General features: G+C 61.9%; 28 protein-coding genes and 3 tRNA genes. 12 read left to right on the top strand and 19 right to left on the bottom strand.

Annotated features, from left to right (window positions below; genetic code table 11):
- The first annotated feature begins 40 nt into the window (after window positions 1-40).
- The 4 genes from IZ6_RS08390 to pcaD all read left to right on the top strand — a co-directional run bounded on the left by IZ6_RS08390 (window position 41) and on the right by pcaD (window position 2,836).
- Window positions 41-244: a hypothetical protein gene (locus IZ6_RS08390; protein WP_222874620.1), complete on the top strand. Its 204-nt coding sequence runs from the start codon at window positions 41-43 to the stop codon at window positions 242-244.
- A 70-nt stretch (window positions 245-314) separates the two neighbouring features.
- Window positions 315-1,085, top strand: a complete 771-nt coding sequence (locus IZ6_RS08385; RefSeq protein ID WP_222874619.1) for an ABC transporter permease — start codon at window positions 315-317, stop codon at window positions 1,083-1,085.
- A 34-nt stretch (window positions 1,086-1,119) separates the two neighbouring features.
- Entirely contained in the window at window positions 1,120-2,055 is a 936-nt protein-coding gene (locus tag IZ6_RS08380; protein ID WP_222874618.1) for an ABC transporter substrate-binding protein, read from the top strand.
- 4 nt (window positions 2,056-2,059) lie between these two features.
- Window positions 2,060-2,836 (top strand): 3-oxoadipate enol-lactonase, encoded by a 777-nt coding sequence (gene pcaD, locus IZ6_RS08375; RefSeq protein ID WP_222874617.1) that lies wholly within the window; start codon window positions 2,060-2,062, stop codon window positions 2,834-2,836.
- Window positions 2,837-2,841: 5 nt separating this feature from the next.
- Here the strand turns inward: pcaD and IZ6_RS08370 are convergent, their stop codons facing one another.
- The 7 genes from IZ6_RS08370 to IZ6_RS08340 form a co-directional block, all read right to left on the bottom strand.
- Window positions 2,842-3,501: an epoxyqueuosine reductase QueH gene (locus tag IZ6_RS08370; protein WP_222874616.1), complete on the bottom strand. Its 660-nt coding sequence runs from the start codon at window positions 3,499-3,501 to the stop codon at window positions 2,842-2,844.
- Window positions 3,502-3,585: 84 nt separating this feature from the next.
- Window positions 3,586-4,398, bottom strand: coding sequence for a phosphate ABC transporter ATP-binding protein PstB (pstB, locus tag IZ6_RS08365; RefSeq protein ID WP_222874615.1), 813 nt, complete (start codon window positions 4,396-4,398; stop codon window positions 3,586-3,588).
- Between the two features lie 17 nt (window positions 4,399-4,415).
- Window positions 4,416-5,963 carry a phosphate ABC transporter permease PstA gene (gene pstA / locus IZ6_RS08360; RefSeq protein WP_222874614.1) on the bottom strand — a complete coding sequence of 516 codons (1,548 nt, stop codon included), beginning with the start codon at window positions 5,961-5,963 and terminating at the stop codon, window positions 4,416-4,418.
- A complete protein-coding gene (gene pstC / locus IZ6_RS08355; protein ID WP_222874613.1) occupies window positions 5,956-7,329 on the bottom strand; it encodes a phosphate ABC transporter permease subunit PstC in 1,374 nt (457 codons plus the stop codon). The genes pstA and pstC overlap by 8 nt, the downstream gene beginning before the upstream one ends.
- Window positions 7,330-7,410: 81 nt before the next feature.
- Window positions 7,411-8,457: a PstS family phosphate ABC transporter substrate-binding protein gene (locus tag IZ6_RS08350; protein WP_222874612.1), complete on the bottom strand. Its 1,047-nt coding sequence runs from the start codon at window positions 8,455-8,457 to the stop codon at window positions 7,411-7,413.
- Between the two features lie 390 nt (window positions 8,458-8,847).
- Window positions 8,848-9,723, bottom strand: coding sequence for an NAD(P)/FAD-dependent oxidoreductase (locus IZ6_RS08345; RefSeq protein WP_222874611.1), 876 nt, complete (start codon window positions 9,721-9,723; stop codon window positions 8,848-8,850).
- A 63-nt stretch (window positions 9,724-9,786) separates the two neighbouring features.
- The gene (locus tag IZ6_RS08340; RefSeq protein ID WP_222874610.1) at window positions 9,787-9,978 is read right to left on the bottom strand and encodes a DUF2934 domain-containing protein; all 192 of its coding nucleotides are present in this window, start codon (window positions 9,976-9,978) and stop codon (window positions 9,787-9,789) included.
- A 249-nt stretch (window positions 9,979-10,227) separates the two neighbouring features.
- Between IZ6_RS08340 and IZ6_RS08335 the strand changes: the two genes are divergently transcribed.
- The 4 genes from IZ6_RS08335 (at window position 10,228) to IZ6_RS08320 (ending at window position 13,222) form a co-directional block, all read left to right on the top strand.
- A tRNA-Lys gene (locus IZ6_RS08335) sits at window positions 10,228-10,302 on the top strand.
- 165 nt (window positions 10,303-10,467) lie between these two features.
- Entirely contained in the window at window positions 10,468-11,265 is a 798-nt protein-coding gene (locus tag IZ6_RS08330; protein WP_222874609.1) for an ABC transporter ATP-binding protein, read from the top strand.
- Window positions 11,266-11,275: 10 nt separating this feature from the next.
- Window positions 11,276-12,130 carry an ABC transporter permease gene (locus tag IZ6_RS08325; RefSeq protein WP_222874608.1) on the top strand — a complete coding sequence of 285 codons (855 nt, stop codon included), beginning with the start codon at window positions 11,276-11,278 and terminating at the stop codon, window positions 12,128-12,130.
- 39 nt (window positions 12,131-12,169) lie between these two features.
- Complete coding sequence (locus IZ6_RS08320) at window positions 12,170-13,222, top strand: ABC transporter substrate-binding protein (protein WP_222874607.1); 1,053 nt, start codon at window positions 12,170-12,172, stop codon at window positions 13,220-13,222.
- Window positions 13,223-13,279: 57 nt separating this feature from the next.
- Here IZ6_RS08320 and IZ6_RS08315 read toward each other — a convergent pair whose 3' ends face one another.
- From IZ6_RS08315 to coaD, 8 genes are all read right to left on the bottom strand, one after another.
- Window positions 13,280-13,969 carry a GntR family transcriptional regulator gene (locus tag IZ6_RS08315; RefSeq protein WP_222874606.1) on the bottom strand — a complete coding sequence of 230 codons (690 nt, stop codon included), beginning with the start codon at window positions 13,967-13,969 and terminating at the stop codon, window positions 13,280-13,282.
- A gap of 98 nt (window positions 13,970-14,067) precedes the next feature.
- Window positions 14,068-15,189: a tRNA guanosine(34) transglycosylase Tgt gene (gene tgt, locus IZ6_RS08310; protein ID WP_222874605.1), complete on the bottom strand. Its 1,122-nt coding sequence runs from the start codon at window positions 15,187-15,189 to the stop codon at window positions 14,068-14,070.
- On the bottom strand, window positions 15,186-16,271 hold the full coding sequence (queA, locus tag IZ6_RS08305) for a tRNA preQ1(34) S-adenosylmethionine ribosyltransferase-isomerase QueA (RefSeq protein WP_222874604.1): 1,086 nt from the start codon (window positions 16,269-16,271) through the stop codon (window positions 15,186-15,188). Before queA ends, tgt begins: the two co-directional genes overlap by 4 nt.
- A gap of 10 nt (window positions 16,272-16,281) precedes the next feature.
- Complete coding sequence (locus IZ6_RS08300) at window positions 16,282-16,656, bottom strand: RidA family protein (RefSeq protein ID WP_222877586.1); 375 nt, start codon at window positions 16,654-16,656, stop codon at window positions 16,282-16,284.
- Between the two features lie 36 nt (window positions 16,657-16,692).
- On the bottom strand, window positions 16,693-17,139 hold the full coding sequence (locus IZ6_RS08295) for a DMT family transporter (RefSeq protein ID WP_225873870.1): 447 nt from the start codon (window positions 17,137-17,139) through the stop codon (window positions 16,693-16,695).
- 4 nt (window positions 17,140-17,143) lie between these two features.
- Entirely contained in the window at window positions 17,144-17,605 is a 462-nt protein-coding gene (locus tag IZ6_RS08290) for a peptidylprolyl isomerase (RefSeq protein WP_222874603.1), read from the bottom strand.
- A 15-nt stretch (window positions 17,606-17,620) separates the two neighbouring features.
- Window positions 17,621-18,100 (bottom strand): peptidylprolyl isomerase, encoded by a 480-nt coding sequence (locus IZ6_RS08285; RefSeq protein WP_222877584.1) that lies wholly within the window; start codon window positions 18,098-18,100, stop codon window positions 17,621-17,623.
- A gap of 45 nt (window positions 18,101-18,145) precedes the next feature.
- A complete protein-coding gene (gene coaD / locus IZ6_RS08280; RefSeq protein ID WP_222874602.1) occupies window positions 18,146-18,649 on the bottom strand; it encodes a pantetheine-phosphate adenylyltransferase in 504 nt (167 codons plus the stop codon).
- Between the two features lie 141 nt (window positions 18,650-18,790).
- Here coaD and IZ6_RS08275 point away from each other — a divergent pair, with 141 nt between their 5' ends.
- Window positions 18,791-19,159, top strand: coding sequence for a hypothetical protein (locus tag IZ6_RS08275; RefSeq protein ID WP_222874601.1), 369 nt, complete (start codon window positions 18,791-18,793; stop codon window positions 19,157-19,159).
- A gap of 78 nt (window positions 19,160-19,237) precedes the next feature.
- On the opposite strand, the gene gyrA is transcribed toward IZ6_RS08275, so the two are convergent.
- The 4 genes from gyrA to IZ6_RS08255 form a co-directional block, all read right to left on the bottom strand.
- Entirely contained in the window at window positions 19,238-21,955 is a 2,718-nt protein-coding gene (gyrA, locus tag IZ6_RS08270) for a DNA gyrase subunit A (RefSeq protein WP_222874600.1), read from the bottom strand.
- Window positions 21,956-22,076: 121 nt separating this feature from the next.
- Window positions 22,077-22,283 carry a hypothetical protein gene (locus IZ6_RS08265; protein WP_222874599.1) on the bottom strand — a complete coding sequence of 69 codons (207 nt, stop codon included), beginning with the start codon at window positions 22,281-22,283 and terminating at the stop codon, window positions 22,077-22,079.
- A gap of 83 nt (window positions 22,284-22,366) precedes the next feature.
- Entirely contained in the window at window positions 22,367-22,675 is a 309-nt protein-coding gene (locus tag IZ6_RS08260; protein WP_222874598.1) for a BA14K family protein, read from the bottom strand.
- Window positions 22,676-22,816: 141 nt separating this feature from the next.
- Complete coding sequence (locus tag IZ6_RS08255; protein ID WP_222874597.1) at window positions 22,817-23,476, bottom strand: outer membrane protein; 660 nt, start codon at window positions 23,474-23,476, stop codon at window positions 22,817-22,819.
- Window positions 23,477-23,696: 220 nt separating this feature from the next.
- Between IZ6_RS08255 and IZ6_RS08250 the strand changes: the two genes are divergently transcribed.
- From IZ6_RS08250 to IZ6_RS08240, 3 genes are all read left to right on the top strand, one after another.
- Window positions 23,697-23,773: transfer RNA gene (locus IZ6_RS08250), tRNA-Pro, on the top strand.
- 44 nt (window positions 23,774-23,817) lie between these two features.
- Window positions 23,818-24,123, top strand: a complete 306-nt coding sequence (locus IZ6_RS08245; RefSeq protein WP_222874596.1) for an ETC complex I subunit — start codon at window positions 23,818-23,820, stop codon at window positions 24,121-24,123.
- Between the two features lie 22 nt (window positions 24,124-24,145).
- A tRNA-Arg gene (locus IZ6_RS08240) sits at window positions 24,146-24,222 on the top strand.
- Window positions 24,223-24,240 lie beyond the last annotated feature (18 nt).

Raw genomic sequence — 24,240 nt, 5'->3', positions numbered from 1 at the left:
ATAAGGTTCGGCCCGCTTTGGGCCTTAGGGAGCCGAGGCCATGAAACACGGACTTATTCTTGGCATTGCCGCCGCAGCGGTGGCGCTGGTCCTCAGCGCCCTGTTCGTGAACTGGGAGAGCGGCCCCGGCCCGGGCGATACCGCCCTTCCGAACATCGCGCTTGAGGAGGGCCGCGCCGCCACGGCGACCGATCCGGCCAATCCGTCACCCGTGCATGAGTTTCCCACATCGCTTCTGGATTGAAGCCAAGGCCCAGCGGTCTTAAGGGAAAGGCGTCTCCTTTGACGGGAGGCGCCTTTTTCGTTCGGGACCCATGACGGCCTTTCTGCCTGCCAGCCTTTCGAGTTTCGCCCGGGCGCTGATCACAGCGCTCGTGCTGATGGCCGTCTGGTATCTGGCGGTCGAACTGCTGCAGCCTGCCCCCTTCATCCTGCCGGGGCCAGGGCGCGTACTCACGGCCTTGCAAGAGAATGCGTCCTATCTGCTGGCGAACGCGCTGACGACCTTCTCCGAGATCCTGCTCGGCCTCCTGCTGGGCACTCTGATAGGCACGGCAACCGCATTGCTCGTTGCGACCTCGGGCTTCGCCCGCCGCTGGGTCCTGCCGGTGCTGGTGATGTCCCAGGCGCTGCCGGTCTTCGCCATCGCCCCGCTCCTTGTCGTCTGGTTCGGCTACGGGCTCGGCTCGAAGATCGTCATGACGACGATCATCATCTTCTTCCCCGTGACCTCCGCCTTCCAGGATGGCCTCAGGCGCACAGATGAGGGTCTGCTCGATCTCGCCCGCCTTGCCCGGGCCTCACGGTTTCAGACGCTGCGTCTTCTGAAAGTGCCCTACGCGCTGCCGGCGCTTGCCTCGGGCCTTCGGGTGGCAGTCGCCGCCGCCCCCATCGGCGCGGTCGTCGGCGAATGGGTTGGCGCGTCGGCCGGTCTTGGCTATGTGATGCTGCACGCGAATGCGCGGTCGCAGGTCGATCTAGTATTTGCAGCACTTCTCATTCTCGGCCTGATGGCCGCCCTTCTCTGGTTCACGGTCGATGCGCTTCTGGCGCGTCTGATACCCTGGTCCAGCACCAAATCCTGATCGCCCCGTTTTCTATTTGTAAGAGAGAGTGCCGATGATCCGCTTCGCCGCCGCGCTTTTCGCTATGGCCCTTACGCTGACGCCCGCCGCTGCCGCCGACAAGATGACGGTTCTGCTCGACTGGTTCGTCAATCCCGACCATGCGCCGCTCATCGTTGCCAAAGAGAAAGGCTTCTTCGCCAAGCACGGCCTTGAGGTCGAGCTCGTCGAGCCGGCCGATCCGAACCTGCCGCCGAAGCTTGTCGCCGCCGGCCAGGGCGATATCGCCGTCACCTACCAGCCGAACCTCTATCTGCAGATTCAGGAAGGCTTGCCGCTGACGCGCATCGGCGGCGTGGTCGATACGCCGCTGAACTGCCTCGTCGCGCTCGAAGGCGGTTCGATCACATCGCTGAAGGATCTGAAGGGCAAAAAGATCGGCTATTCGATTTCCGGTTTCGAGGATGCGCTGCTGGGCATGATGCTCGAGAACAACGGCCTCAAGGCCAGCGATGTCGAAATGATCAACGTCAATTTCGCGCTAACGCCGGCGCTGATGTCGAAACAGGTCGATGCCGTGATCGGCGCCTTTCGCAATTTCGAGCTGACGCAGATCAAACTGGCCGGCGGCAAGGGCCTCGCCTTCTTCCCGGAAGAGCATGGCGTGCCGCTTTACGATGAACTGATCTATGTGGCGAAGAACGACCGCGTGAAAGATCCGAAGATCAAGAAGTTCCTCGCCGCCATTCAGGAGGCGACGATCTTCCTCATCAATCATCCGGACGATAGCTGGGGCGCTTTCATCAAGGCCTATCCGAAGCTCGACGACGAATTGAACAAGACCGCCTGGGCGCAGACTTTGCCGCGTTTTGCAAAGACGCCCGCTTCGCTCGACAAGACGCGCTATGAAAACTTCGGCGACTTCATGAAGGAGCGCGGCCTCATCAAGAGTGTGCCCGACATCTCCACCTTCACGACCGAGATCAGGTAGACACATGGCTTTTGCGGAACGCGATGGCGTCAAACTTTTTTACACGCTCGACGGACCGGAGAGCGCTCCGGTCCTGATGCTGTCGAACTCGCTGGGCACCACGCATAAAATGTGGGAGCCGCAGCTCGCGGCATTCTCCAAGAAATTCCGCGTGCTGCGCTATGACCGGCGCGGGCACGGCCAGTCGTCTTCTCCGCCTGGCCCTTATTCGCTCGACGATCTTGGAAATGACGCGCTCGCCATCATGGATGCGGCGGGCGCTTCAAAGGTGCATTGGTGCGGGCTTTCCATGGGCGGCATGACGGGCTTGTGGCTCGCCACGAACCATCCCGACTGCATCGTGAAACTCGTGGTGTGCAGCGCCGCGACCTTCATGCCGCCGCCGGAACTCTGGAACGGCCGCATCAAGACGGCGCAGGACAAGGGCATCGAGGTGCTTGCCGCGCCGACCATGCAGCGCTGGTTCACCGCCGACTTCATCAAGGGCCAGCAAGATAAAGTCGCGTTCATCCGCGAGCAGTTTCTGCAAACCACGGTCGAAGGCTTTTCGGGGTGCGCCGCCGCCATGCGCGATATGGACCAGCGCGAGACGGTCAAGACGATCAAGGCGAAGACTCTGGTGATCGTCGGCGCCGACGATCAGGGCACGACGCCGGCCGAGGCCGGCATCATCGTCAACCGCGTGCCGGATGCGCGCGGCGTGATCCTCAAGGGCTCGCACATCATCAATGTCGAGGCGCCCGAGGCGTTCACCAAAGAAGTCTTGGAGTTTCTCGGCTAACGGGCCTACTCGGCCTCGTTCTTCCCGTAATACATCTTGCCGAGTTCGATCGGCGTCTTGCCGCGCTCTCGGCGTGAGACATTGGTATCGCGCAGCGAATAGACGCAGCCGCAATATTCCTGCTGGTAGAATTGTTCGCGCTTCGAGATCTCGATCATGCGTGAGGAGCCGCCGCCTTTGCGCCAGTTATATTCCCAGTAGGTCAGGCCTTCATATTTGGCGGCCGCGCGCACGCCGCTGCCATTGATCTGGTTCATGTCCTTCCAGCGCGAAATGCCGAGCGAGGACGTCATGACCGGAAAGCCGTGTTCGTGGGCATATAGAGCAGTTCGCTCGAAGCGCATGTCGAAGCACATGGTGCAGCGCACGCCGCGCTCCGGCTCCCATTCCATGCCCTTGGCGCGGGCGTACCAATTGTCCTTGTCGTAATCGGCGTCGACGAAGGGCACGTTGTGCTTTTCGGCAAAGCGGACATTCTCGTCCTTGCGCAGGAGATATTCGCGCTCGGGATGGATGTTCGGATTGTAGAAGAAGATCGTGTAATCGATGCCGGAAGCGAGCATCGCCTCCATGACCTCGCCCGAACAGGGCGCGCAGCAGGAATGGAGGAGAACCTTCTTCTCCCCGCCCGGCGGGACAAGCATGTCCCTTACGACGTCGGTCACTGGCGCTTTCATGGCTGCGCCATAGCATAAGCGCCCATAAGGGGCAAAACGGGCCCCTTCCCGCAGGAAGGAGGCCCTGAAAACTCAGCCGAAACGGCCGGTGATGTAGTCCTGGGTGCGCTGCTCGCGCGGCTTGGTAAAGATCTCGTCGGTCGGGCCTTCCTCGACGAGGACGCCGAGATGGAAGAAGGCCGTGCGCTGCGAGACGCGGGCCGCCTGCTGCATGGAATGGGTCACGATGACGATCGTGAAGTTCTGGCGCAGATCCGCAATCAGTTCCTCGATCTTGGCCGAGGCGATCGGGTCTAGCGCCGAGCACGGCTCGTCCATCAGGATGATTTCCGGGCTGACCGCGATGGCGCGGGCAATGCACAGACGCTGCTGCTGGCCGCCGGACAGACCCGTGCCGCTGTCGAGCAGCCGGTCCTTCACCTCTTCGAAAAGGCCGGCTTTGCGCAGCGAGGAGACGACGATCTCTTCGAGATCGGTCTTGTCATTGGCAAGGCCGTGAATGCGCGGGCCATAGGCGACGTTTTCGAAGATCGATTTCGGGAACGGGTTGGGCTTCTGGAACACCATGCCGACGCGGGCGCGCAGCTGCACGACGTCGAGCGAGGGATCGTAGATGTCATGGCCGTCGATATCGATACGGCCCTGGATCTTGGCAATCGAGATCGTGTCGTTCATGCGGTTGATGCAGCGCAGGAAGGTCGACTTCCCGCAGCCGGAGGGGCCGATAAAGGCCATCACCGCGCGTTCCGGGATCTCGATCGAGACGTCCTTCAGCGCGTGCTTTTCGCCGTAATAGACGTTGACCCGATCGGCCGTGATCTTGGTCTTCGCCTGATTGACGCCGGGGATGCTGGGCGCTGCAGTCGGCTTGACGGAAAGGTCCATGACGTCACCGTTATTGTTTACCACCGGCGTTCAAACCGCCGGCGAAGGAAGATGGCAAGCCCGTTCATGACGAACAGGAACATGAGCAGTACGATGATGGCGGCCGCAGTCTTCGCCTTGAAGGCGGCTTCCGGCAGGTCCGACCACAGGAAAATCTGAACCGGCAAAGCGGTCGCGGCATCCATCGGGCTTGTCGGCACGTCGACGATGAACGCCACCATGCCGATGAGCAGCAGCGGCGCGGTTTCGCCGAGCGCATGCGCCATGCCGATGATTGTGCCGGTGAGAATGCCGGGCATGGCCAGCGGCAGAACGTGATGGAAGATCGCCTGCTGATGCGAGGCGCCTACGCCGAGCGCGCCTTCGCGGATCGACGGCGGCACCGCGCCGAGCGCGGCGCGGCTGGCGATGATGATCGTCGGCAGGACGAGGAGCGCCAGCACAAGGCCGCCGACCAAAGGCGTCGAGCGCGGCAGGCCGAAGAAATTGAGGAATACAGCCAGGCCGAGCAGACCGAAGATGATCGACGGGACGGCGGCGAGATTGTTGATGTTGACCTCGATGAGGTCGGTCCATTTGTTTTTCGGCGCGAACTCTTCGAGATAGATCGCGGCGGCGACACCTGCCGGAAGGCAGATGACGAGCGTGATCAGCATGGTGAAGAGCGAGCCCGTCAGCGCGCCGAGAATGCCGGCGAGCTCGGCTTCGCGGCTGTCGCCGGAGGTGAAGAAGTGCCAGTTGAACGAGCGCTCGATCAGCCCCTGCTCTTTCAGCGACTGAAGCCAGACGATTTCGCGGTCGGTGACGCGGCGGCTGCCTTCGGGCGTTTCGAGCGTCACGAGCTTCCAGTCGCCCGCATTCGTATTGGCGAGCGGCATGAAGACGTCGCCGGTGAGCTGGCCGTTCGCAGCGCCGATGATCTTTACCCAGCCGCCATTGATGCGGATGAAGGTCGAAGGATCGGCCGAAGTGAAGGCTGCTGCAGACAATGCAGGCGCACCCGTCAGCGTGATCGTGCCTTCCGTGCCGCTCGGCGTGATCTGGCCCTGCCCCGATGTCTCGGTAACATCGGTCATATGGCCTTTGATGAAGAGATCGGCGTCGTCGCCGAGCAGCACATCCGTGCGCACGGTTTTGCCGACGAGATCGGGATCGCGCAGGATCTGATCGCGGAAATCGATCGTGCCGTTCGACGAGACGAGATTGGCGAGCTGGCGGCGCGACACGCGGTCATTGGCGCCCGGCAGAAGCGTTGCGAGCGCGTTGCGCACCGGCGCGTCGTAATTGCCGCTTATCAGCGAGGCGGGAGATTTGTCGCCCTTGGGATCGACCTGCGCCGGATCGACCTGCACTTCGAGGCTGACATAGCTCGTCGTGAACGCCGGGATGGCGCGCGTGACGACATCGCCGATCAGGCAGACCAGGAAGATCGCCGCAAAACCGATCGCCGCGATGCCGTAGAAGCGGAAGCGAGCTTCGGCGCGGTAGCGCTTGCGGACACGGGCGCGCGCTTCCGGCGAGGTGACGTCATGCGGGCGTGTGCCCGTCGATACGATATCAGTCATATTGTTCGCGATACCGGCGTACGACCTGGAGGGCGACGTAGTTCATCGCCAGGGTGAAGAAGAAGAGAACAAAGCCCAGCGCGAAAGCCGAGAGCGTCTTGGCGCTGTCGAATTCCTGGTCGCCCGTGAGCAGCGTCTTGATCTGCACGGTGACGGTGGTGACGGCTTCGAGCGGATTGAAGGTGAGGTTCGCAGCAAGGCCCGCGGCCATGACGACGATCATGGTCTCACCGACGGCGCGGCTGACGGCGAGCATCATGGCCGAAACGATGCCGGGCAGAGCTGCCGGCAGAACCACTTTCTTGATGGTTTCGGATTTCGTCGCGCCCATCCCGTAGGAGCCGTCGCGCAGCGACTGCGGCACGGCGTTGATGACGTCGTCGGAGAGCGAGGAGACGAAGGGAATGATCATGACGCCCATCACAAGGCCCGCGGCAAGCGCGCTCTCGGAGGCGACATCGATGCCGGCGCTTTCGCCGAGACGCCGGATGACAGGGGCGACGGTGAGCGCTGCGAAGAAGCCGAACACGACGGTCGGAACGCCGGCCAGAACTTCGAGCACCGGCTTTGCGATCGAGCGCACGCGCGGCGATGCGTATTCGGCCATATAGATCGCCGAGAACAGGCCGATGGGAGCGGCGACCAGCATGGCGATGAACATGATCAGCGTCGTGCCGACAAAGAGCGGCACCGCGCCGAATGCGCCGGAGGAGCCGACCTGATCGGCGCGCATCGCCGTCTGCGGACTCCAGTGCAGGCCGAAGAGGAAATCCCACCAGGGCGAGCGCGCAAAGAAGCGCATGGTCTCGAACAGAACCGAGAACACGATGCCGAGCGTCGTAATGACGGCGACGATCGAGCAGGAAAGAAGGACGATCTTGACGATCTTCTCGACCGTATTGCGCGCGCGGAACAGCGGCGTCAGGCGGCGCATTGCCCAGAGATAACCGAGGAAGCCAAGAGCGATGCCAACGACGAGCTTGGCCCAATGCGAGAGCAGCAGGCTATGAGCATAGCCTTCGCCGACCGCGCGCACTTCCGGCGCGATCTCGCTGAAGGTCTGTCCGGCGGCAACGTTCTGAATTTCGCGAAGGCGCGTTGCGCGCGCCAGTTCGTCGACCGGCTGGAACGCCTGGGGCAGCGCGTTCAGCGCCTGCGTCTCAAGCAGTTTCGGTTCGACGACCGACCAGAGAATGAAGAGAGCCGCCATCGGGATTATGATGGCGAGAGCCACATAGTAGCCGTGATAGCCGGGCAACGAATGGACCGCTGCGCCATCCGCGCGGAACTTATAGGCGCGAGCGCGTCCTGCGTAGAAACCGAGCGCAGCCAGAGCTGCCGCTACAAGAAGATATATCCACGCCATCCGAGCGTCCGGCCCCAGCCCGTTTACCTTGTAAGGACACGCGGCGGGCTTTTGCCCGCCGCGCGATACTCAATCCTAATCTCAGAACGCTTCCGCGCCGAGGGTCTTCAGCGACTTGGCAGCTTCCGCGACCTTGGCACGCTCTTCCGCCGGGAGCGGAACGAGGCCCTTGGCCGAGAGGTAGCCGTCTTCGCCGATCGCCTTGTCGGAGACGTACTCTTCGACGAACTTGTCGACGCCCGGGACGACGCCCACGTGCTGCTTCTTCACATAGACGAAGAGCGGACGGGAGACGGCGTATTTGCCGGTGGCGATGTTCTCGTAGGTGGGTTCGCCGCCATTGACGGACGCGCCCTTGATCTTCGAGGTGTTCTCTTCGAGGAACGAGTAGCCGAAGATGCCGACCGCAGCCGGATTGGCTTCGAGCTTCTGGACGATCAGGTTGTCGTTCTCGCCGGCGTCGATATAGGCGCCGTCTTCACGGATCGACTTCCAGACCTTTTCAAAGGCCTTCGCATCGGCCTTCTTCAGGTCGGCCATGCCCGGGAGCTTCTCGGCGCCCGATTCCATCACCAGCTCAAGGAACGCATCGCGCGTGCCGGAAGTCGGCGGCGGGCCGAGAACTTCGATCTTTTCAGCCGGGAGCGACGCATCGACGTCCTTCCAGGACTTGTTCGGGTTGGCGACGAGCTTGCCGTCGGCGCCCGGAACTTCGCGGGCCAGAGCCTTGAACAGCTGTTCCTTGGTGACCTTGAAGGCCGGGCCGCTCTTGGCGTTGGCGATGACGATGCCGTCGAAGCCGATCTTCAGTTCGACGATGTCGGTGACGCCGTTCTTCTGGCAATCCTCGAACTCGCCCTTCTTGATGCGGCGCGACGCGTTCGACGCATCCGGATGGTCGACGCCGACGCCGGCGCAGAACAGCTTCATGCCGCCGCCCGTGCCAGTCGATTCGACGACCGGGGTCTTGATGCCGGTCTTGCCGAGCTGTTCGGCAACGGCGGTCGTAAAGGGATACACCGTCGAGGAGCCGACGATGCGGATTTGGTCACGCGCCTCAGCGCCGGAGACGGCGAGGACGGTGGAAAGAACGAGAGCGCTGGCGCTCGCGAGGGTGGCGAATTTCACGGGGTATTCTCCCTGTCGCTGACGTTCGCCGCATCTCGGGCGAACCGGGCTTTAGCGGACGGCGTATTCCGTTCCGCGGGGTCACCTCTAGGGGTCCTGCATGACGCCTGGATGACACTCCTTTTCTGCTCTCAAGACTATTAGAAAAGCCGGGGTTTTTGCCCCAGGCAGGCACCCTAAACCCCTGATGTGGCCCGCCTATTTGCCGCCTTTCGACGGCCCGGCTGGGGACGGCTGTGGATAAGCTGTGGAGGGCCGCGGCGACGAAGGGATAAGGCCGCCGATAAGCTGCTGTCTTATCTACTGAATCCCGGCAGACCCCGCCCTGCGTGCAGGGCGATGGTTTTCGCCCTGTCATAAATGACATGGCTCATCGCCTTTCCGGCCCTCTCAGCCCCGCTCTACGGCCCGCTGGATGGCCTTGGCGGCCGTGATCCCGTCGGCCATGGCGGTGACGACGCTGGGATGGCTGCGGGCCGTCACTTCCCCGATCGCATAGACGCCGGGCAATGAGGTTTCGCAGGTGTCGAAGGCAACCGAAATATAGCCTTTGGCGTCGCGCTGGAGATTCAACTGTGCGGCGAAGACCGGCACCGGCTCCCACCCGTACATCACAAGCAGAAGATCATAGCTCTCGTCATCGACCTGTATGGACACGGGATCGACGACATAAGCGCCGATCCGCACATCGCCAGGCGCTGCGCGTTCCGTAAAAACATGCCCTGCCCGCACGGTGCGCGCATAAATGTGCACGGCGGAAGCGCCGGCGCGTTTGACGAATTCATAGTTCTCGAACGCATTGTCGCCACCCCCGAGAATGGCGACGCGGCGTCCCTTGAACTCCTGTTTGGCGATATGCGCACCCGGGCCGATGAGCAGGCTTTCCGAACGCTCGAAACCGCCGCTGCGCGGCTTGACGCCGGTCGCGATCACAATATTGCGGGTCGCCAGCATGCGCGGTGCCCCGTCGGGCAGTTCGAACGAGACTTCAAAGCCTCCGCTGCTTTTGATGGCGCTGCGCGCAAAACTTCCGAGCATCATCGGAACGCCCGTCGCCGCCAGCGCAAGGCCGATGCCTTCGGCAAGATCGGGGCCAGTCACGCCGGGCTGGGTGACGATCCAATCATTTCTATAGGGGCTGTCGTGGAGAAGGCCGCCGGGCGCCGTGCCCGCATCGACCAGCATGGGACTGAGGCCGAGCTTGGCCAGCCACAAAGCGCAGGACGCACCGGCAGGGCCGGCGCCGATGATCAGCGCGTCCAGCATTTAATTTTGTCCTCTCCCGCGCCGAAACTCGCGAATGAGGACCTTTAATTCAAGCAGGAAAAATCAGGCGGCCTTGCCGGACTTCTTGGCCTTCGGCTTTGCCGGAGCCTTTTTCGGCTTGAACCCCTTCAGAAGTTCGCTATCGACCAGTTTTTCAGCCTCGAGCCAATGGTCCCAATCGGCGCCGTGCGGATACCCCATCTTCTCCCACAACGCGTAAGCGCGCGTCTGGATCTTCTCATGACGGTCGAGCATCGAAACACTCCTCCAATTCAGCCGTCAGGATGAAGGAGCCAAGTTGATTCGCGTGTGGAAACTGCATGCACACACGTTGTGGCTGCCGTGCGCACGATGGGACGCCCCGAAAACCGAATCTTAAGCGCTGGCTGATCGAACAGCCGGAGCGTTCGGGTGCGGCGGGAAACCGCCTTCTGGCCCGGGACTAAAGGCCCGTCTCGCCTTGACCGGGGGGGACGCCGCCAATAGGTTCCGGCCTTCGCCTGGGGGCCGGTAGCTCAGGGGTAGAGCACGTGACTTTTAATCATGTGGTCGAGGGTTCGATTCCCTCCCGGCTCACCATTCGCCTCCCAAATGCACGCTCTAGGCAGCAAAGCGCATAAAGCTTGCGCAGCCCCGTGCGCTCTAAAAATAAGAAATCCCTAGAGAATCTAAGAGTTCCTGCTCTGGCACACTTGCTGCATTGAATTGCATGCAATCGTGCGTGCAAGATTATTAGGCGGGGAAATGGTTGGGGTACTTGAGAAATCAGCGGCCGCTGCGACCGGCGAACATCTGATCGAAGGACGCCATCTTACAAAGGTCTACGCCACGAGCACCGGGCCGCTCGTAGCTTTGGACGATGTGTCCTTCACGATCCGCGAAGGCGAATTCGTCTCGCTGGTCGGGCCGTCGGGCTGCGGCAAGAGCACCCTGCTCAGCCTCATGGGTGGGCTCGAGGAGCGCTCCGAAGGCACGCTGACGCTGAACGGTGAGGATCTCTTCAAACCGCGCCCCGATATCGGCTTCATGCTGCAGACCGCGGTTCTCTTTCCCTGGCGCACCGTCACGGAAAATGTCCGCCTGCCCGGCACCATTCTCAATCTCGATAAGAAGGCGCAGGCCGAACGCTGCGCCGAACTGATCCAGCTTGTCGGCCTTGGCGGTTTTGAAGAGCGCTATCCGAACGAGTTGTCCGGCGGCATGCGCCAGCGCGTGGCGCTGGCGCGCCTCCTCGCTCACGATCCGGACGTTCTTCTGATGGACGAGCCGTTCGGAGCACTCGATGAGTTCACGCGCGAGACGATGAATCTCGAACTCCTGCGCATCTGGTCGGCAACGAAGAAGACCGTCGTCTTCGTCACCCACAATATCGGCGAAGCGGTTTTTCTGTCCGACCGCATCTTTGTCATGACGCCGCGGCCCGGACGCCTTGCCGGTGTCGTGGAGGTCGATCTGCCGCGTCCGCGCACGACGGAGATCATGCGCGAGCCTCGCTACTCCGAAATCGTATTCGACATCCGCCACATGCTGGGCGTGGACTGAGGAGACAGCCATGACCATTGCCTATGACGCTTCTCTCGCCGCCTCATCGGAGGTCCGTATCGGCAATACGATCGAGCGGCATATCGAACTTGCGAAAAAGCGCGCGGCGCGCAAACGCTTGATCAACCGGCTGCTCGCGACGGGTTTTGGCCTGTTCGTCCTGTTCACCTGGTGGCTGATGTCTTATCTCGGTCTCATCCACCGGCTGATCATTCCGCCGCCGGGCGAAGTGGCCACCGCCTTCTTCCGCGTCGTCAACGCCAGTTATTTCTGGCCGAACACCAATGTCACGCTGATGGAAATCGGCATCGGCTTTGCGCTCGGCCTTGCGAGCGGCGTGATCTTCGGCGTCGGCGTTGCGATGTTCGATAGCGTGCGCGCGACGATCTATCCCTATCTCGTCGCATTGCAGGCGCCGCCGAAAATTCTGCTCGCGCCGATTTTCATCACCTGGTTCGGTTTCGATCAGGCGTCGAAGATCGCCATGGCCGTGGTGATGAGCTTCTTTCCGATGTTCCTCAACACGCTGACGGGTCTTTCATCGGTCGAGCCGAATGCCGTCAAGCTGATGCGCTCGCTGACCGCCTCGCGCTGGCAGACCTTCCGCTACCTTCTTCTGCCGAACGCCCTGCCGACCATGATGGCCGGCGTCAAACTCTGCTGGACGCTCGCCGTGCTCGGCGTCGTCGTCGGCGAGTTCGTCGGCGCCTCCGCCGGCATCGGCTATCTGATCTACGCCTTCAATTTCCAACTCGATATCAGCGGCGTGTTCGTTTTGATCATCCTGCTCTCGCTGTTCACGCTGGTCGTCTATCAGCTGATCGAGAAGCTGGAGAAAAAAATAATATTCTGGTCGGGGATGTAAGCGCACCAATTCCGTCAATACAGGCTGGGAGACTACAAAATGACAATGACAGGTATCACGCGGAGAACCGCGCTCGCTCTTGCGGCGTCGAGTTCGATCGTTATGGCGGCCATGCCCGCTTTCGCGCTCGAAAAGATCACCGGCGTCACCGCCCAGGGCGGACCGACGGCTCAGCTCTTCCCTTTCTTCATTGCGATGGAAAAGGGCTATTACAAAGACGAGGGCCTTGAGGTCGACATCAAGTTCTCGAAAGGCTCCTCCGATGGCGCGCGTCAGCTCGCCGCCGGCAATGCCGAATTTGCGATCGTCTCGGCCGCCGCGCTGATGCAGACGCAATATGCGGGCTTTCCGCTTAAAGTGATCATGCAGGTCTATTATCCGGACACGTTCGATATCGTCGTGCCGGAAAAGAGCGAAATCAAATCGGTCAAGGATCTCAAGGGCAAGACGCTCGGCCTGTCCGATCTCGCCGGTGGTGAAGTCACCATGACGCGCGCCTCGCTATCGGTTGCGGGCGTCAAAGAAGGCTCGGAAGTGAAAATGGTCGTCGCCGGCGAAGGCGATCCGACCACAATCCGCTCCTTTGAGGAAGGCCGCATCCAGGCCTATGCCGGCGCCAAGCGCGATATTCTCCTGATCCCGGCGCAGGGCATTCCGATCCGTGTCATTACGCCGCCGGAAGTTGCCACCTTCCCGGGCGATGGTCTCGCCGTCCGCGCCGAAACGCTGAAGGAAAAGCCCGAAACGCTGAAGAAGCTCGTGCGCGGCACGCTCAAAGGCTGGGCCTGGGCCAAAGCCAATCCCGATGAAGCCTTCAAGCTGATGAAGACAAAGTGGGCGGCCGCAACGCTCGGCGAAAACCCCGTCGCGGAACCCTTCTGGCAGCTTGTTCTGAAGTACTACACCGCGCCGGACGATGTTGCGAAGCACGGCACCATCCTGCCCGCGCGCTGGAAGAACTATATGGACTTCATGCAGCTCGGCGCCGAAGAGCAGAAGCCGCTCAAGGGACCGGTCGAGCTCGATGCTCTCTTGACGAACGAGATCGTCGACAAGGCACATGAAGGATTGGATCTGAAAGCCGTCAACTGAGCGGTTCTCTCCGTCCCGCTCACACGAAGAACCCCGGCGGCTCAGCTGCCGGGGTTTTCAGCCCTTCACCTCGTCGACGCTGTCGCGCACGATCTGAAGGTGCTGGCGCATCGCTTCCGCTGCGCCGTCCGCATCGCCGCGCTCGATCGCTTCGACGACGCGGCCATGTTCGACGACCGACAGTTTGAGGCGGTCGAAACCGGAAAACTGTGCGCGCCGGAACGGGGCAAGACGCTGGCGTACGCTCAGCGTGAGCTCGGTCAGATAGGAGTTGTGCGTGCCGCGATAGATCGCTTCGTGAAACTGGAAGTTCAGATCCATATAGCCTTCGAGTTTGCCCGCTTCGGCAAACTCGGCGCATTGCTCATGCAGTGAGCGCAGCGCGGCTTTCTCTTCGGCCGGCATTTTCAGTGCGGAGAAGGATGAGCACATCGCTTCGAGTTCGGCCATGACGGCGAACATTTCGTTCAGCCGTGCCTGAGTGATATGCGCAACGACGGCGCCGCGGCGCGGCCGCGCTTCGGCAAAGCCGATGGCCTCGAGCTGACGGATCGCCTCGCGGATCGGTGTGCGCGAGACCCCGAAACGCTTTGCCAAACCCATCTCATCGAGCGCAACGCCAGGCCCGATCGCGCCGCGGACGATGGCGTCGGCCAGTTCTTCCTTGATGAGTTCGGCGCGGGTCTTGGGCCTCTCTTCCTTGGCGGATGCGAGGTCGAGAGGCTGCTCGGAGCGGACGTAATTCATGCGTACCTATCATAGCATTTCCCGGGCCAGAATCCCGCTGAAAGGTATGAAATTGCCTGATTTTTGAAGGGGTGTGATTAGCGTGGTGAAGGGCCGGCTTATGCCTCTTCGCCCCTCGCCCAACCGGCTTTGGTCTCGGCGATATAGTCTCCGAGCTTGCCGGCCCCGATCGCGGCGCGGGCCCCGGCCATGAGGTCCTGATAATAGGCAAGATTGGCCCAGGTCAGCAGCGTCATGCCGAGGATTTCCTCGCTGCGGACGAGATGGTGCAGATAGGCGCGCGAATAATCGCGTGCGGCCGGACACCGGCTTTCGGGGTCGAGCGGCGCGGGATCGGTCGCATGCCGGGCATTTTTAAGGTTCAGACGCCCAAAGCGCGTATAGGCCTGGCCGTGTCGGCCGGCGCGCGTCGGCATGACGCAATCGAACATGTCGATGCCGCGCGACAGCGACTGCAACAGATCGTCCGGCGTACCGACACCCATCAGATAACGCGGCTTTGCCGCGGGAAGCACGGGCACCGTCTCATCGAGCACGCGCAGCATCACCTCCTGCGGCTCGCCCACGGCAAGTCCGCCGACGGCATAACCCGGAAAATCCATCGCAACGAGTTCGCGCGCAGAGGCCTGGCGCAGATCGATCTGATCGCCGCCCTGAACGATGGCGAACGGCGCTTGACCCGGTCCGCCACGGAAAGCGGATTTCGAACGTTCCGCCCATCGTAATGACAGACGCATCGCGCGGTCGATTTCCTCGCGCGTGTTCGGCAGTTCGACGCATTCGTCGAACTGCATATGAATGTCGGAGCCGAGGACGCTCTGGATCTCCATGCTGCGCTCGGGCGTCAGCATGTGCTTGGAGCCGTCGATGTGAGATTGGAAGGCCACACCCTCCTCCGTCACCTTGCGCAGCTTCGCCAGCGACATAACCTGAAACCCACCGCTATCGGTGAGGATCGTGTGCGGCCAGTTCATGAATTTATGAAGCCCACCCATCTCCGCGACGCGCTCGGCCGTCGGCCGCAGCATCAGATGGTAGGTATTGCCGAGAACGACATCCGTGCCGGTCTCGCGCACATCGCGCATCTGCATGGCCTTTACCGTCGCCGCCGTGCCGACCGCCATGAAAGCAGGCGTTGCCACTTCGCCATGGGCCGTGCGGATGGTTCCGGCGCGGGCCGTACCGTCAGTTGCGTGAACGGTGAAGGAGAATCCGGTCATTTCGGCTCGGGAAACAGCAAAGAAGCATCGCCGTAGGAATAGAAGCGATAGCGCGAAGCAATGGCATGTGCATAGGCCCGCTTCATACGGTCGAGCCCGCAGAAGGCGCAGACCAGCATGAACAGGGTCGATTTCGGCAGATGGAAATTGGTCATCAGCGCATCGACGGCTTTGAAACGGTAGCCAGGCGTAATGAAAATATCGGTCTCGCCAACCCAAGGGCGGATCACGCGGTCATCGCCTGCCGCAGTTTCCAGGAGGCGCAGCGCCGTCGTGCCCACAGCAACAATACGGCCGCCCGCGGCGCGCGTGCGGTTCAGCGCGTCGGCGGTCTCTTTCGACACCTCGCCCCATTCAGCGTGCATTTTATGATCGCGCGTATCCTCCGCTTTCATCGGCAGGAAGGTTCCGGCGCCGACATGCAGAGTGAGGCGATGCAGCGTCACGCCGCGTGCCGCAAGCTTTGCCGTCAGCGTGTCGGTGAAATGCAGGCCCGCCGTCGGCGCGGCGACGGCGCCTTCGCGTCTGGCAAACAGTGTCTGGTAATCGGAGCGGTCTTTGTCGTCGGCCGGACGGCGGCCGGCGATATAGGGCGGCAGCGGCATGGCGCCCTGCGCCGCGATCGCCTCATCGAGAGACGCTCCGGAAAGCTCGAAGCCGAGAGCGATTTCTCCTCCCTCGTGCTTTTCCAGAACGCGCGCGTTCAGTTCGCCGAGAAGACATGTCTCGCCGGTTCCGCCGAAGCGGATGCCGTCACCCACATCGAGCTTCTTGCCGGGCTTTGCGAAGGCCAGCCAGGTCTGCGAGTCGATACGCTTGTGCAGCGTCGCCTCGATCTTCGGCTCGGCCTCGCCGCGTCCGGTGCGCACACCGAAAAGCTGGGCGGGTATCACGCGCGTATCGTTGACGACGAGTGCATCGCCGGGCCGCAGAAAATCCGCAAGGTCGCGCACGGCCTTGTCCTGAAACTCCGGATCGCCCTCCGGCTGCACGACAAGCAGTTTCGCTGCATCGCGCGGCTCGACCGGCCGGAGCGCAATGCGCTCCTCCGGAAGATCGAAATCGAATTCGGAGACGTGCATACCGATACGTTTAAGGCCGCCGGGCGATCAGATCGATCTCGACCAGGGCACTGACGGCAAGGCCCGTGACGCCCACACAGGTGCGCGCCGGAAGTTTGCCGGGCTGAAAGTAAGCCCGATAGGTCTCGTTCATCGCCGCGTAGTCGCGGTCGAAATGCGTCAGATACACCCGCGCGAAGGTGACGTGCTCAAGCCCGAGGCCGATACCGGAAAGAACGATCTTCAGATTGTCCATGACACGGCGCGTCTGCGCTTCGATGCCATTGGGCAGCGGCGCATCGGGCGCGTTCGGATCGGTCGGCATCTGGCCGGTGACGAACACCCATCCGTCGGCCTCGACGGCATGAGAGAATGGCGCGACCGGGCGCGGGCCGCTGTCGATCATATGATGGATGGGAAGGCTCATAGGCGTCTCCGCAGCTCAAGTCATGCGCACGAGAAGCGCGCCGGCGAACAGAAGGACAAGGCCGACAACGCGCCACACATGCAGTTCGTGGACCGGCACGCCGAGAAAGCCGAAATGATCGATCAGGGCGGCGGCCGTCAACTGTCCGGCGATGATGAAGGCAGCGAGCGCGGCCACGCCGATGCGCGGTACAAGAAACAGGCTGAAGAAAACGATGAAGGCGCCGAGAATACCGCCCGAGAACCAGACCCAGGCCGGAAGATGCTTGAAGCCGGAGACGGCCTGCAACTGGCCTGTCACGAGCGCCAGGACGCTCAGCATCGCAAAGCCGACCCCGAAGCTTGTGAGGGCGGCGACCAGCGAAGAGCCGAGGCCCTTCGCGAGATTTGCGTTGATGCTCGTCTGCACGGCGAAGCCCATGCCGATGGCAAGCGCGATCGCCGTGTAGACGAGTTTCATCATGTCGTTAGATGTCGGCCTTGATCTTGGCCGAGACGATCTTGTCGGGATCCTTCACCGGTTCGCCGCGCTTGATCTGATCGACATTTTCCATGCCGGAGGTGACTTCGCCCCACACGGTGTACTGGCCGTCGAGGAATCCGGCGTCTTCGAAGCAGATGAAGAACTGGCTATCCGCCGAATCCGGATGCTGCGCGCGTGCCATCGAGGTCGTGCCGCGCTTGTGCTTTCCGGCATTGAATTCGGCCGGAAGCTTCTTGCCCGAGCCGCCCATGCCGGTGCCCGTCGGATCGCCGGTCTGTGCCATGAAGCCGTCGATCACGCGATGGAAGACGACGCCGTCGTAAAAGCCCTCGCGCGCGAGTTCCTTGATGCGCGCAACATGGCCCGGGGCGAGATCGGGACGCAATGCGATTTCCACCGTGCCCTTCGTCGTTTCGAGGACGAGGGTGTTTTCAGGATCGGCCATTTCTTTCTTCTCCGGTTAGGGCGCGGTTGCCTTGATGATTTTGTCCGGGTTCGCCGGAGGTTCTCCGCGTTTGATCTTATCGACATTCTCCATGCCGGAGACGACCTGGCCGACCACGGTGTACTTACCGTTGAGGAAGGCGCCGTCGCCGAACATGATGAAAAACTGGCTGTTGGCGCTGTTGGGGCTCGAGGAGCGCGCCATGCCCACCGTGCCGCGCACGAAGGGTTCGGATGAGAATTCGGCCTTCAGATCCGGCTCGTTCGAGCCGCCCGTGCCGGTACCCGTCGGATCGCCGGTCTGGGCCATAAAGCCATCGATGACCCGGTGGAAGACGACGCCGTTGTAAAAGCCCGCCCGGGCGAGCTTGGCCATCTGGGCGGCGTGCTTGGGAGCCAGGTCGGTACGGAATTTGATGGTCACCGGGCCTTTGCTCGTTTCGAGCACCAGGGTCGAGGGCGCCTGGGCGGCCGCCGGCACCAAAAAGGCCGTCATGAGGAAGGCAAAGGCGGAAAAAATACGGATCAAAAGGGCAACTCCTTAACGGCCGGAGGCGAATTTTTCGGTGAGTTTCCGGGCCACGAGCTCCGGCACGAAAGCCGAGACGTCGCCGCCCATGGAGGCCACCTGACGGACAAGAGTGGCCGTGATGGGGCGGACCGCCGGGGAAGCCGGCAGGAACACGGTCTGCAGATCGGGCGCCATCTGCCCGTTCATGCCGGCTATCTGCATCTCATAGTCGAGATCGGTCCCGTCCCTGAGGCCGCGCAGGAGAATGCTGGCCTCGTGACGGCGGGCGGCATTTACCGTGAGGTCATCGAAAGTGATGACATCCAGCTTGCAGTTCTCTTTCTTAGCCATTGGCTCAAATACGCTTTTCAGCATGGAAACCCTTTCCTCCGCGGTAAACAGCGGGGATTTGCCGGGGTGCGTACCGATAGCGATCACCAGCCGGTCCAACAGCCGGCAGGCGGCGCGGACGACCTCGACATGGCCATTGGTCACCGGGTCGAAAGAACCGGCATAGAAAGCGCTTTTGGTCATGGGGCGGCTTTATCCTGAGGGGGGGGCCTTCCGCAAGGGAGGCCCCGGGGGAGGCTCACGGGTTCGTGTTACCTGGAATCCTTGATTTGAAACATTCGGGGAAACATTTGGGACACAGAAGGGTTGTATGTTCAGAAAATAATGATGACACGGGATAAAAAAATGCTGCGCGGTTTCCTGACGACTTTTGCGGTCGTCTCAGCGGTTATGCTGGGGGCCTGGGCCTATACGGACACCTACCGTACGGCCGGCGCTACCGCGGCGAACCCGGAGATGACACCGGCTGCCACCTCGGCGACCACCAATTCCAATCTTGCTGCCAAGGGTGACCGACTCGACATCGGTACCGAACGTCTCAGCGTGGCGGCAAACGGTGGACCGGCCCTCGACCGTATCATCAGTGCGCATGCGAAGGCCCTCGAAGCCAATGCGAGCGGCGCTTTCGTGACCGTTTCTGTCCCCAGCGGTCACAATGAAACGACGCTCATGCGGGTTCCGATCCGGGACTAGACCCCTCCCCGCTCGGAACCGATTTCGAATAAGGCGCTCTCCCCCGGAGCGCCTTATTCTTTTTCAGCGTCTGTTTTTCTAAGCTTCGCCGTCCGTCTCGGCGTCGGCTTCTTCGCTGATCCGCTCGGTCGAAACGACCTTCTCACCATCGCCGGTTTTGAACACCGTCACGCCCTGCGTGCCGCGGCCGGTGATGCGGATGCCGTCGACCGGAATCCGGATGGTCTGGCCGCCATCGGTGATCAGCATCAGCTGATCGGCGTCATCGACCGGGAAGCTCGCGACAAGCTTGCCGTTACGCTTGTTGACGGCCATGGCAACGATGCCTTTGCCGCCGCGCCCGGTGATGCGGTATTCGAACGAGGACGAGCGCTTGCCGAAGCCGTTTTCGGAAACGGTCAGGATGAACTGCTCTTCGGCGCTCATCTGCGCATAGCGCTCCTGGCTGAGCTCGACCGTCGCGGTCTGCTCTTCGGCATCGACCGACACCTCTTCCTCGCCGTTGACGCCGCGCCGCACAGCGCCCGCCAGCTTGAGATAGGAAGCGCGTTCTTCGGCCGTCGCTTCGACATGGCGGATGATCGCCATGGAAATCACGCGGTCGTCGTCATCGAGCTTGATGCCGCGCACGCCGACCGAGTCGCGGCCTTTGAACACGCGCACATCCTCGACCGGGAAGCGGATACAATTGCCGCCGGCGGTCGTGAGCAGAACATCGTCCTGCGGGCCGCACAGATCGACTTCGGCGATCGCCTCGCCGGCTTCGAGCTTCATGGCGATCTTGCCGTTGCGGTTGATGTTCATGAAATCGGCGAGCGCGTTGCGGCGCACCGTGCCGCCTGTCGTCGCGAACATGATCTCGTTGCGCTCCCAGCTCGTCGCGTCTTCCGGCAGCACGATGACGGAGGTGATGCGCTCTTCGGGATCGAGCGGCAGAAGATTGACGAACGCCTTGCCGCGCGCCTGGGGCGCTGCCAGCGGCAGACGCCATACCTTCATCTTGTAGACCTGACCGGCCGAAGAGAAGAACAGCACTTCGGCATGCGTGGAGGCCACAAACAGGCGTGTGACGAAATCTTCTTCCTTCGTCGCCATGCCTGAGCGGCCTTTGCCGCCACGGCGCTGCGCGCGATAAGTCGCGAGCGGCACGCGCTTCACATAGCCCGCATGCGAGACGGTGACGACCATATCCTCACGCTGGATGAGGTCTTCGTCTTCCATATCGCCGTCGACTTCGAGAATCTCCGTCTTGCGCGGCGTCGCGTGTTCGACGCGCACTTCCATGAGTTCGCGGCGGATGATGTCGAGCACGCGCGAGCGCGAGCGCAGAATGTCGAGATAATCGGCGATCTCGATACCGAGCTTGTTCAGCTCCTCGGCGATTTCATCGCGGCCGAGCGCCGTCAGGCGCTGCAGGCGCAGATCGAGAATGGCGCGCGCCTGTTCGGCGGATAGCCGATAAGTGCCGGCATCGGACACGCGGTGGCGCGGATCGTCGATCAGCGCGATCAGCGGCGCGACATCGGCGGCCGGCCAATCGCGCGCCATCAACTGATCGCGCGCGGTCTGCGGATCGGGCGCCGTGCGGATGAGGCGGATGACCTCGTCGATATTGGCGACGGCGATCGCAAGGCCGACCAAGACATGGGCGCGGTCACGCGCTTTGCCGAGACGGAAACGCGTGCGGCGGCTGATGACCTCTTCACGGAACAGCAGGAAGGCGCTCAGAAGATCCTTGATATTGAGCGTTTCCGGACGGCCGCCATTCAGCGCCACCATATTGGCGCCGAAGGTCGATTGCAGCGGCGTGAAACGGTAAAGCTGATTGAGTACGATATCGCCGACGGCTTCGCGCTTCAGCTCCACGACGATGCGCATGCCGTTGCGGTCGCTCTCGTCGCGCAGTTCCGAAATGCCTTCGACGCGTTTTTCGCGGACGAGTTCGGCGATCTTTTCGACCAGCGACGCCTTGTTCACCTGATAGGGAATTTCGGTGATGATGATGGCTTCGCGATCCTTGCGGATCTCCTCGATCACGGCGCGTCCGCGCATGACGATCGATCCGCGGCCTGTCTGATAGGCAAGACGAATTCCGCCGCGTCCCAAAATGATGCCCGCGGTCGGGAAATCGGGCCCGGGCACGATCTCGTTGATCGCTTCGATGTCGAGTTCGGGATTGTCGATCAGTGCCAGAGAGGCGTCGATGATCTCGCCGAGATTGTGCGGCGGAATGTTCGTTGCCATGCCGACAGCGATGCCGCCGGCGCCGTTGACGAGAAGATTGGGGAAGCGCGCCGGAAGGACTTTCGGCTCGCTTTCGGAATTGTCGTAGTTGTCCTGGAAGTCGACGGTGTTTTCGTCGATATCGGCAAGCAGCGCGAGCGCCGGTTTGGCAAGACGCACTTCGGTGTAGCGCATCGCGGCCGGCGGGTCGCCGTCGACCGAGCCGAAATTGCCCTGCCCGTCGACGAGCATAACGCGCATCGAAAATTCCTGCGCCATGCGTACAAGCGCGTCATAGACCGACTGGTCGCCATGCGGATGGTATTTACCGATGACATCGCCGACGACACGCGCCGATTTGCGGTAGGCCTTGTCCGGCGTATAGCCGTTCTCGTTCATCGAAAAAAGAATGCGGCGATGAACCGGCTTCAGACCATCGCGCGCATCCGGCAGAGCGCGGCTCACGATCACGCTCATCGCGTAATCGAGATAGGACCGCTTCATCTCGTCGGAAATCGAGATTGGCTTGATGTCAAACGCGCCGCCGGACGGCGGATTTTCGGTATCGGCCACGATGCACAGAGCTCTTGTGAGGAAGAGCCCTGAAGATAGGCGATTCCAGCCCTTAAACCAAGGCGGAACGGGCCTTTCCGCACCGGAAATGCGACATTAAAACCAGTTATTTTTCAATGATTTAGGAGCGTGTCAGGCGGCGGTGGACGAAACGCAGCACACGGCTCTCCAAGCGCTCGCCGCCAGGGGCCGAATGAACCAGTTCCGGACGCGGGGAAATGGCGTCGAGGCCGAGCTCGATATCGACGCCGGCAAAGCGCCGGACGCGGGTGCGGAAGGCATGATCGCGGCCCTCGACCGTCTCATTTCCGGGCACTGTACGAGACACCTGCAATCCCCTTGCGAGGCCCGGCCGTGCCGTTTCGGCACGATATCCAGGGCGACGCAGGAAGAGGCGCAAAGCGCGTGCCGTCAGACGCATGGCCGCAGTTTGCCGGTGAAGCTCTTGTACATGCCGGTTTGGGGATCGAAGCTTTTGTATTTGGCGGCGCAATGGGCGTTCCGCTCGGCAGAGCCCGTGGCCGTATCGCCGGCCGGCGCGGGAAGCGCTGCGGGCGCAGGCTCGGCCGAAGAACGGCCGCTCGGCATCGGAATTTCCGGACAGGTCAGCTGTTGGGTCGCTGGTTCGAAACGGCAGTCGAGATGATTGGGCATGACGGCCTGGGCCATGGCCGGCCCGCCAGCGGCGACAAGCGCCACCGTCAGAAGTCCAAAACGCATGAGATATCCCCTCGTTCTCAGCTGGGGGCATCCCGCCCTGCGGATATGGCCATTTCAAGGACGCAAAATGGCAGTCCTGGCCCTTCCGAGGCACAAAAAAACCCCGGCCGAAGCCGGGGTTATTCTTGGGAGAGACGCACTTCAGAAGCGGTAATTCACGCCCACGCGGCCCAGATGATAGATGTGCTCGAAATCGACTGTATCGGTCGCGTCGGGGAAAACGATCGGGCCATTTTCGCTGACGGTCTCTTCGCCGAGATCGACATAGAGATACTCGCCCTTGGCGGTCCAGTTTTCGTTGATGCCCCATTCGAAGCCGGCGCCTGCCGTCCAGCCCTTGCGGCTGCGGCGTTCGCTGAGAACGCCATCGAGGCCCATGTCGATCGCGTCTTCGGTTTCTGCAGCGGCGCCGCCGGCTGTGGCGTAAACGAGGATGTTGTCGAAGGCATAGCCGACGCGCACGCGCGCCGTGGCCAGCCAGTCGAGATCGGACTGGTATTCGTCGATGCCGGTGATGCCGGGATCGATGCTCTCTTCGGCGTCGGTGAAGCTGGCGTCGATCTCACCGCCGACGACCCAATTGCCGAATTGATGATTGTAGCCGGCCGTGACGCCGCCGACGAAATGGTCGAAGTCGTAATCGGTGTCATAGGCACCGATGGTCGGGGACGATGATGTCTCGACGGTGCCGAAGCTGTAGCCGGCCTGAAGGCCGAAATAGGCGCCGGTCCAGTTGTAATAGCCGACCGTCGCCGCGGGATAGGACTGCTCGACCGGAACGTCGGCCGCGAGTGCCGGCACCGAAATGGCGAGGGCCCCAAAGCCGCAACCGCATACAAAGCCGATTTCATGCCCAACTCCCCTGATTCCATGTTTTATAGCTTGTTACCCTGCCCGATGTCTGTGGCATTGCCGCAACGTGGCAGGAAAACACGCCCCTCTGGGGAAGGCTCTCGCGTTAACCCGCTGCAGACTTGCCGCCTTCATACTCCCATGTCAGAACCTGAACTTGTTGAGATTTCGGGGCGTAGCGCAGTCTGGTAGCGCATCTGGTTTGGGACCAGAGGGTCGCTGGTTCGAATCCGGCCGCCCCGACCACGCAAGGCCCGGGAACTGTTTGGGAACTGGGGACGAGAGAAACGATGACCGCCCGCATTTATCAGCCCGCCCGCAATGCCATGCAGTCCGGAACCGGTAATTCCGAGGGCTGGGTTCTCGATTTCGAGCCGGCCACGGCCCGCCAGATCGAGCCCCTGATGGGCTGGACCTCGTCCGACGACACCCAGCGCCAGGTCAGATTGCACTTCGACACGCGCGAAGAGGCGATCGCCTATGCCGAGAAGGCGGGCTTGCCCTATCTCGTGTCGGAACCCAAAAAGCCGGTTCGGAAGGTCATCTCCTATTCCGACAATTTCAAATGGGGCCGGGTCGGCCAGTGGACCCACTGATCCGGCTTTCGCGGTCGCGTTTGACCCCGTAGCTCAGCTGGATAGAGCAGCCGCCTTCTAAGCGGCAGGTCGCAGGTTCGAGCCCTGCCGGGGTCGCCAGCGACGTGAACGAGTAAA

Source organism: Terrihabitans soli (assembly GCF_014191545.1).
Taxonomy (GTDB): Bacteria; Pseudomonadota; Alphaproteobacteria; order Rhizobiales; family Methylopilaceae; genus Flaviflagellibacter; species Flaviflagellibacter soli.
This window is presented reverse-complemented; position numbering and strand designations above follow the sequence as displayed.

Bases quoted from the DNA above. Each gene is read 5' to 3' on its own strand.
- IZ6_RS08390 (WP_222874620.1), top strand. From the start codon at position 41: ATGAAACACGGACTTATTCTTGGCATTGCCGCCGCAGCGGTGGCGCTG.
- IZ6_RS08385 (WP_222874619.1), top strand. From the start codon at position 315: ATGACGGCCTTTCTGCCTGCCAGCCTTTCGAGTTTCGCCCGGGCGCTG.
- IZ6_RS08380 (WP_222874618.1), top strand. From the start codon at position 1,120: ATGATCCGCTTCGCCGCCGCGCTTTTCGCTATGGCCCTTACGCTGACG.
- pcaD (WP_222874617.1), top strand. From the start codon at position 2,060: ATGGCTTTTGCGGAACGCGATGGCGTCAAACTTTTTTACACGCTCGAC.
- pstB (WP_222874615.1), bottom strand. From the start codon at position 4,398: ATGGACCTTTCCGTCAAGCCGACTGCAGCGCCCAGCATCCCCGGCGTC.
- pstA (WP_222874614.1), bottom strand. From the start codon at position 5,963: ATGACTGATATCGTATCGACGGGCACACGCCCGCATGACGTCACCTCG.
- pstC (WP_222874613.1), bottom strand. From the start codon at position 7,329: ATGGCGTGGATATATCTTCTTGTAGCGGCAGCTCTGGCTGCGCTCGGT.
- IZ6_RS08345 (WP_222874611.1), bottom strand. From the start codon at position 9,723: ATGCTGGACGCGCTGATCATCGGCGCCGGCCCTGCCGGTGCGTCCTGC.
- IZ6_RS08340 (WP_222874610.1), bottom strand. From the start codon at position 9,978: ATGCTCGACCGTCATGAGAAGATCCAGACGCGCGCTTACGCGTTGTGG.
- IZ6_RS08330 (WP_222874609.1), top strand. From the start codon at position 10,468: ATGGTTGGGGTACTTGAGAAATCAGCGGCCGCTGCGACCGGCGAACAT.
- IZ6_RS08325 (WP_222874608.1), top strand. From the start codon at position 11,276: ATGACCATTGCCTATGACGCTTCTCTCGCCGCCTCATCGGAGGTCCGT.
- IZ6_RS08320 (WP_222874607.1), top strand. From the start codon at position 12,170: ATGACAATGACAGGTATCACGCGGAGAACCGCGCTCGCTCTTGCGGCG.
- IZ6_RS08315 (WP_222874606.1), bottom strand. From the start codon at position 13,969: ATGAATTACGTCCGCTCCGAGCAGCCTCTCGACCTCGCATCCGCCAAG.
- tgt (WP_222874605.1), bottom strand. From the start codon at position 15,189: ATGACCGGATTCTCCTTCACCGTTCACGCAACTGACGGTACGGCCCGC.
- queA (WP_222874604.1), bottom strand. From the start codon at position 16,271: ATGCACGTCTCCGAATTCGATTTCGATCTTCCGGAGGAGCGCATTGCG.
- IZ6_RS08300 (WP_222877586.1), bottom strand. From the start codon at position 16,656: ATGATCGACAGCGGCCCGCGCCCGGTCGCGCCATTCTCTCATGCCGTC.
- IZ6_RS08295 (WP_225873870.1), bottom strand. From the start codon at position 17,139: ATGATGAAACTCGTCTACACGGCGATCGCGCTTGCCATCGGCATGGGC.
- IZ6_RS08290 (WP_222874603.1), bottom strand. From the start codon at position 17,605: ATGGCCGATCCTGAAAACACCCTCGTCCTCGAAACGACGAAGGGCACG.
- IZ6_RS08285 (WP_222877584.1), bottom strand. From the start codon at position 18,100: ATGACGGCCTTTTTGGTGCCGGCGGCCGCCCAGGCGCCCTCGACCCTG.
- coaD (WP_222874602.1), bottom strand. From the start codon at position 18,649: ATGACCAAAAGCGCTTTCTATGCCGGTTCTTTCGACCCGGTGACCAAT.
- IZ6_RS08275 (WP_222874601.1), top strand. From the start codon at position 18,791: ATGATGACACGGGATAAAAAAATGCTGCGCGGTTTCCTGACGACTTTT.
- IZ6_RS08260 (WP_222874598.1), bottom strand. From the start codon at position 22,675: ATGCGTTTTGGACTTCTGACGGTGGCGCTTGTCGCCGCTGGCGGGCCG.
- IZ6_RS08245 (WP_222874596.1), top strand. From the start codon at position 23,818: ATGACCGCCCGCATTTATCAGCCCGCCCGCAATGCCATGCAGTCCGGA.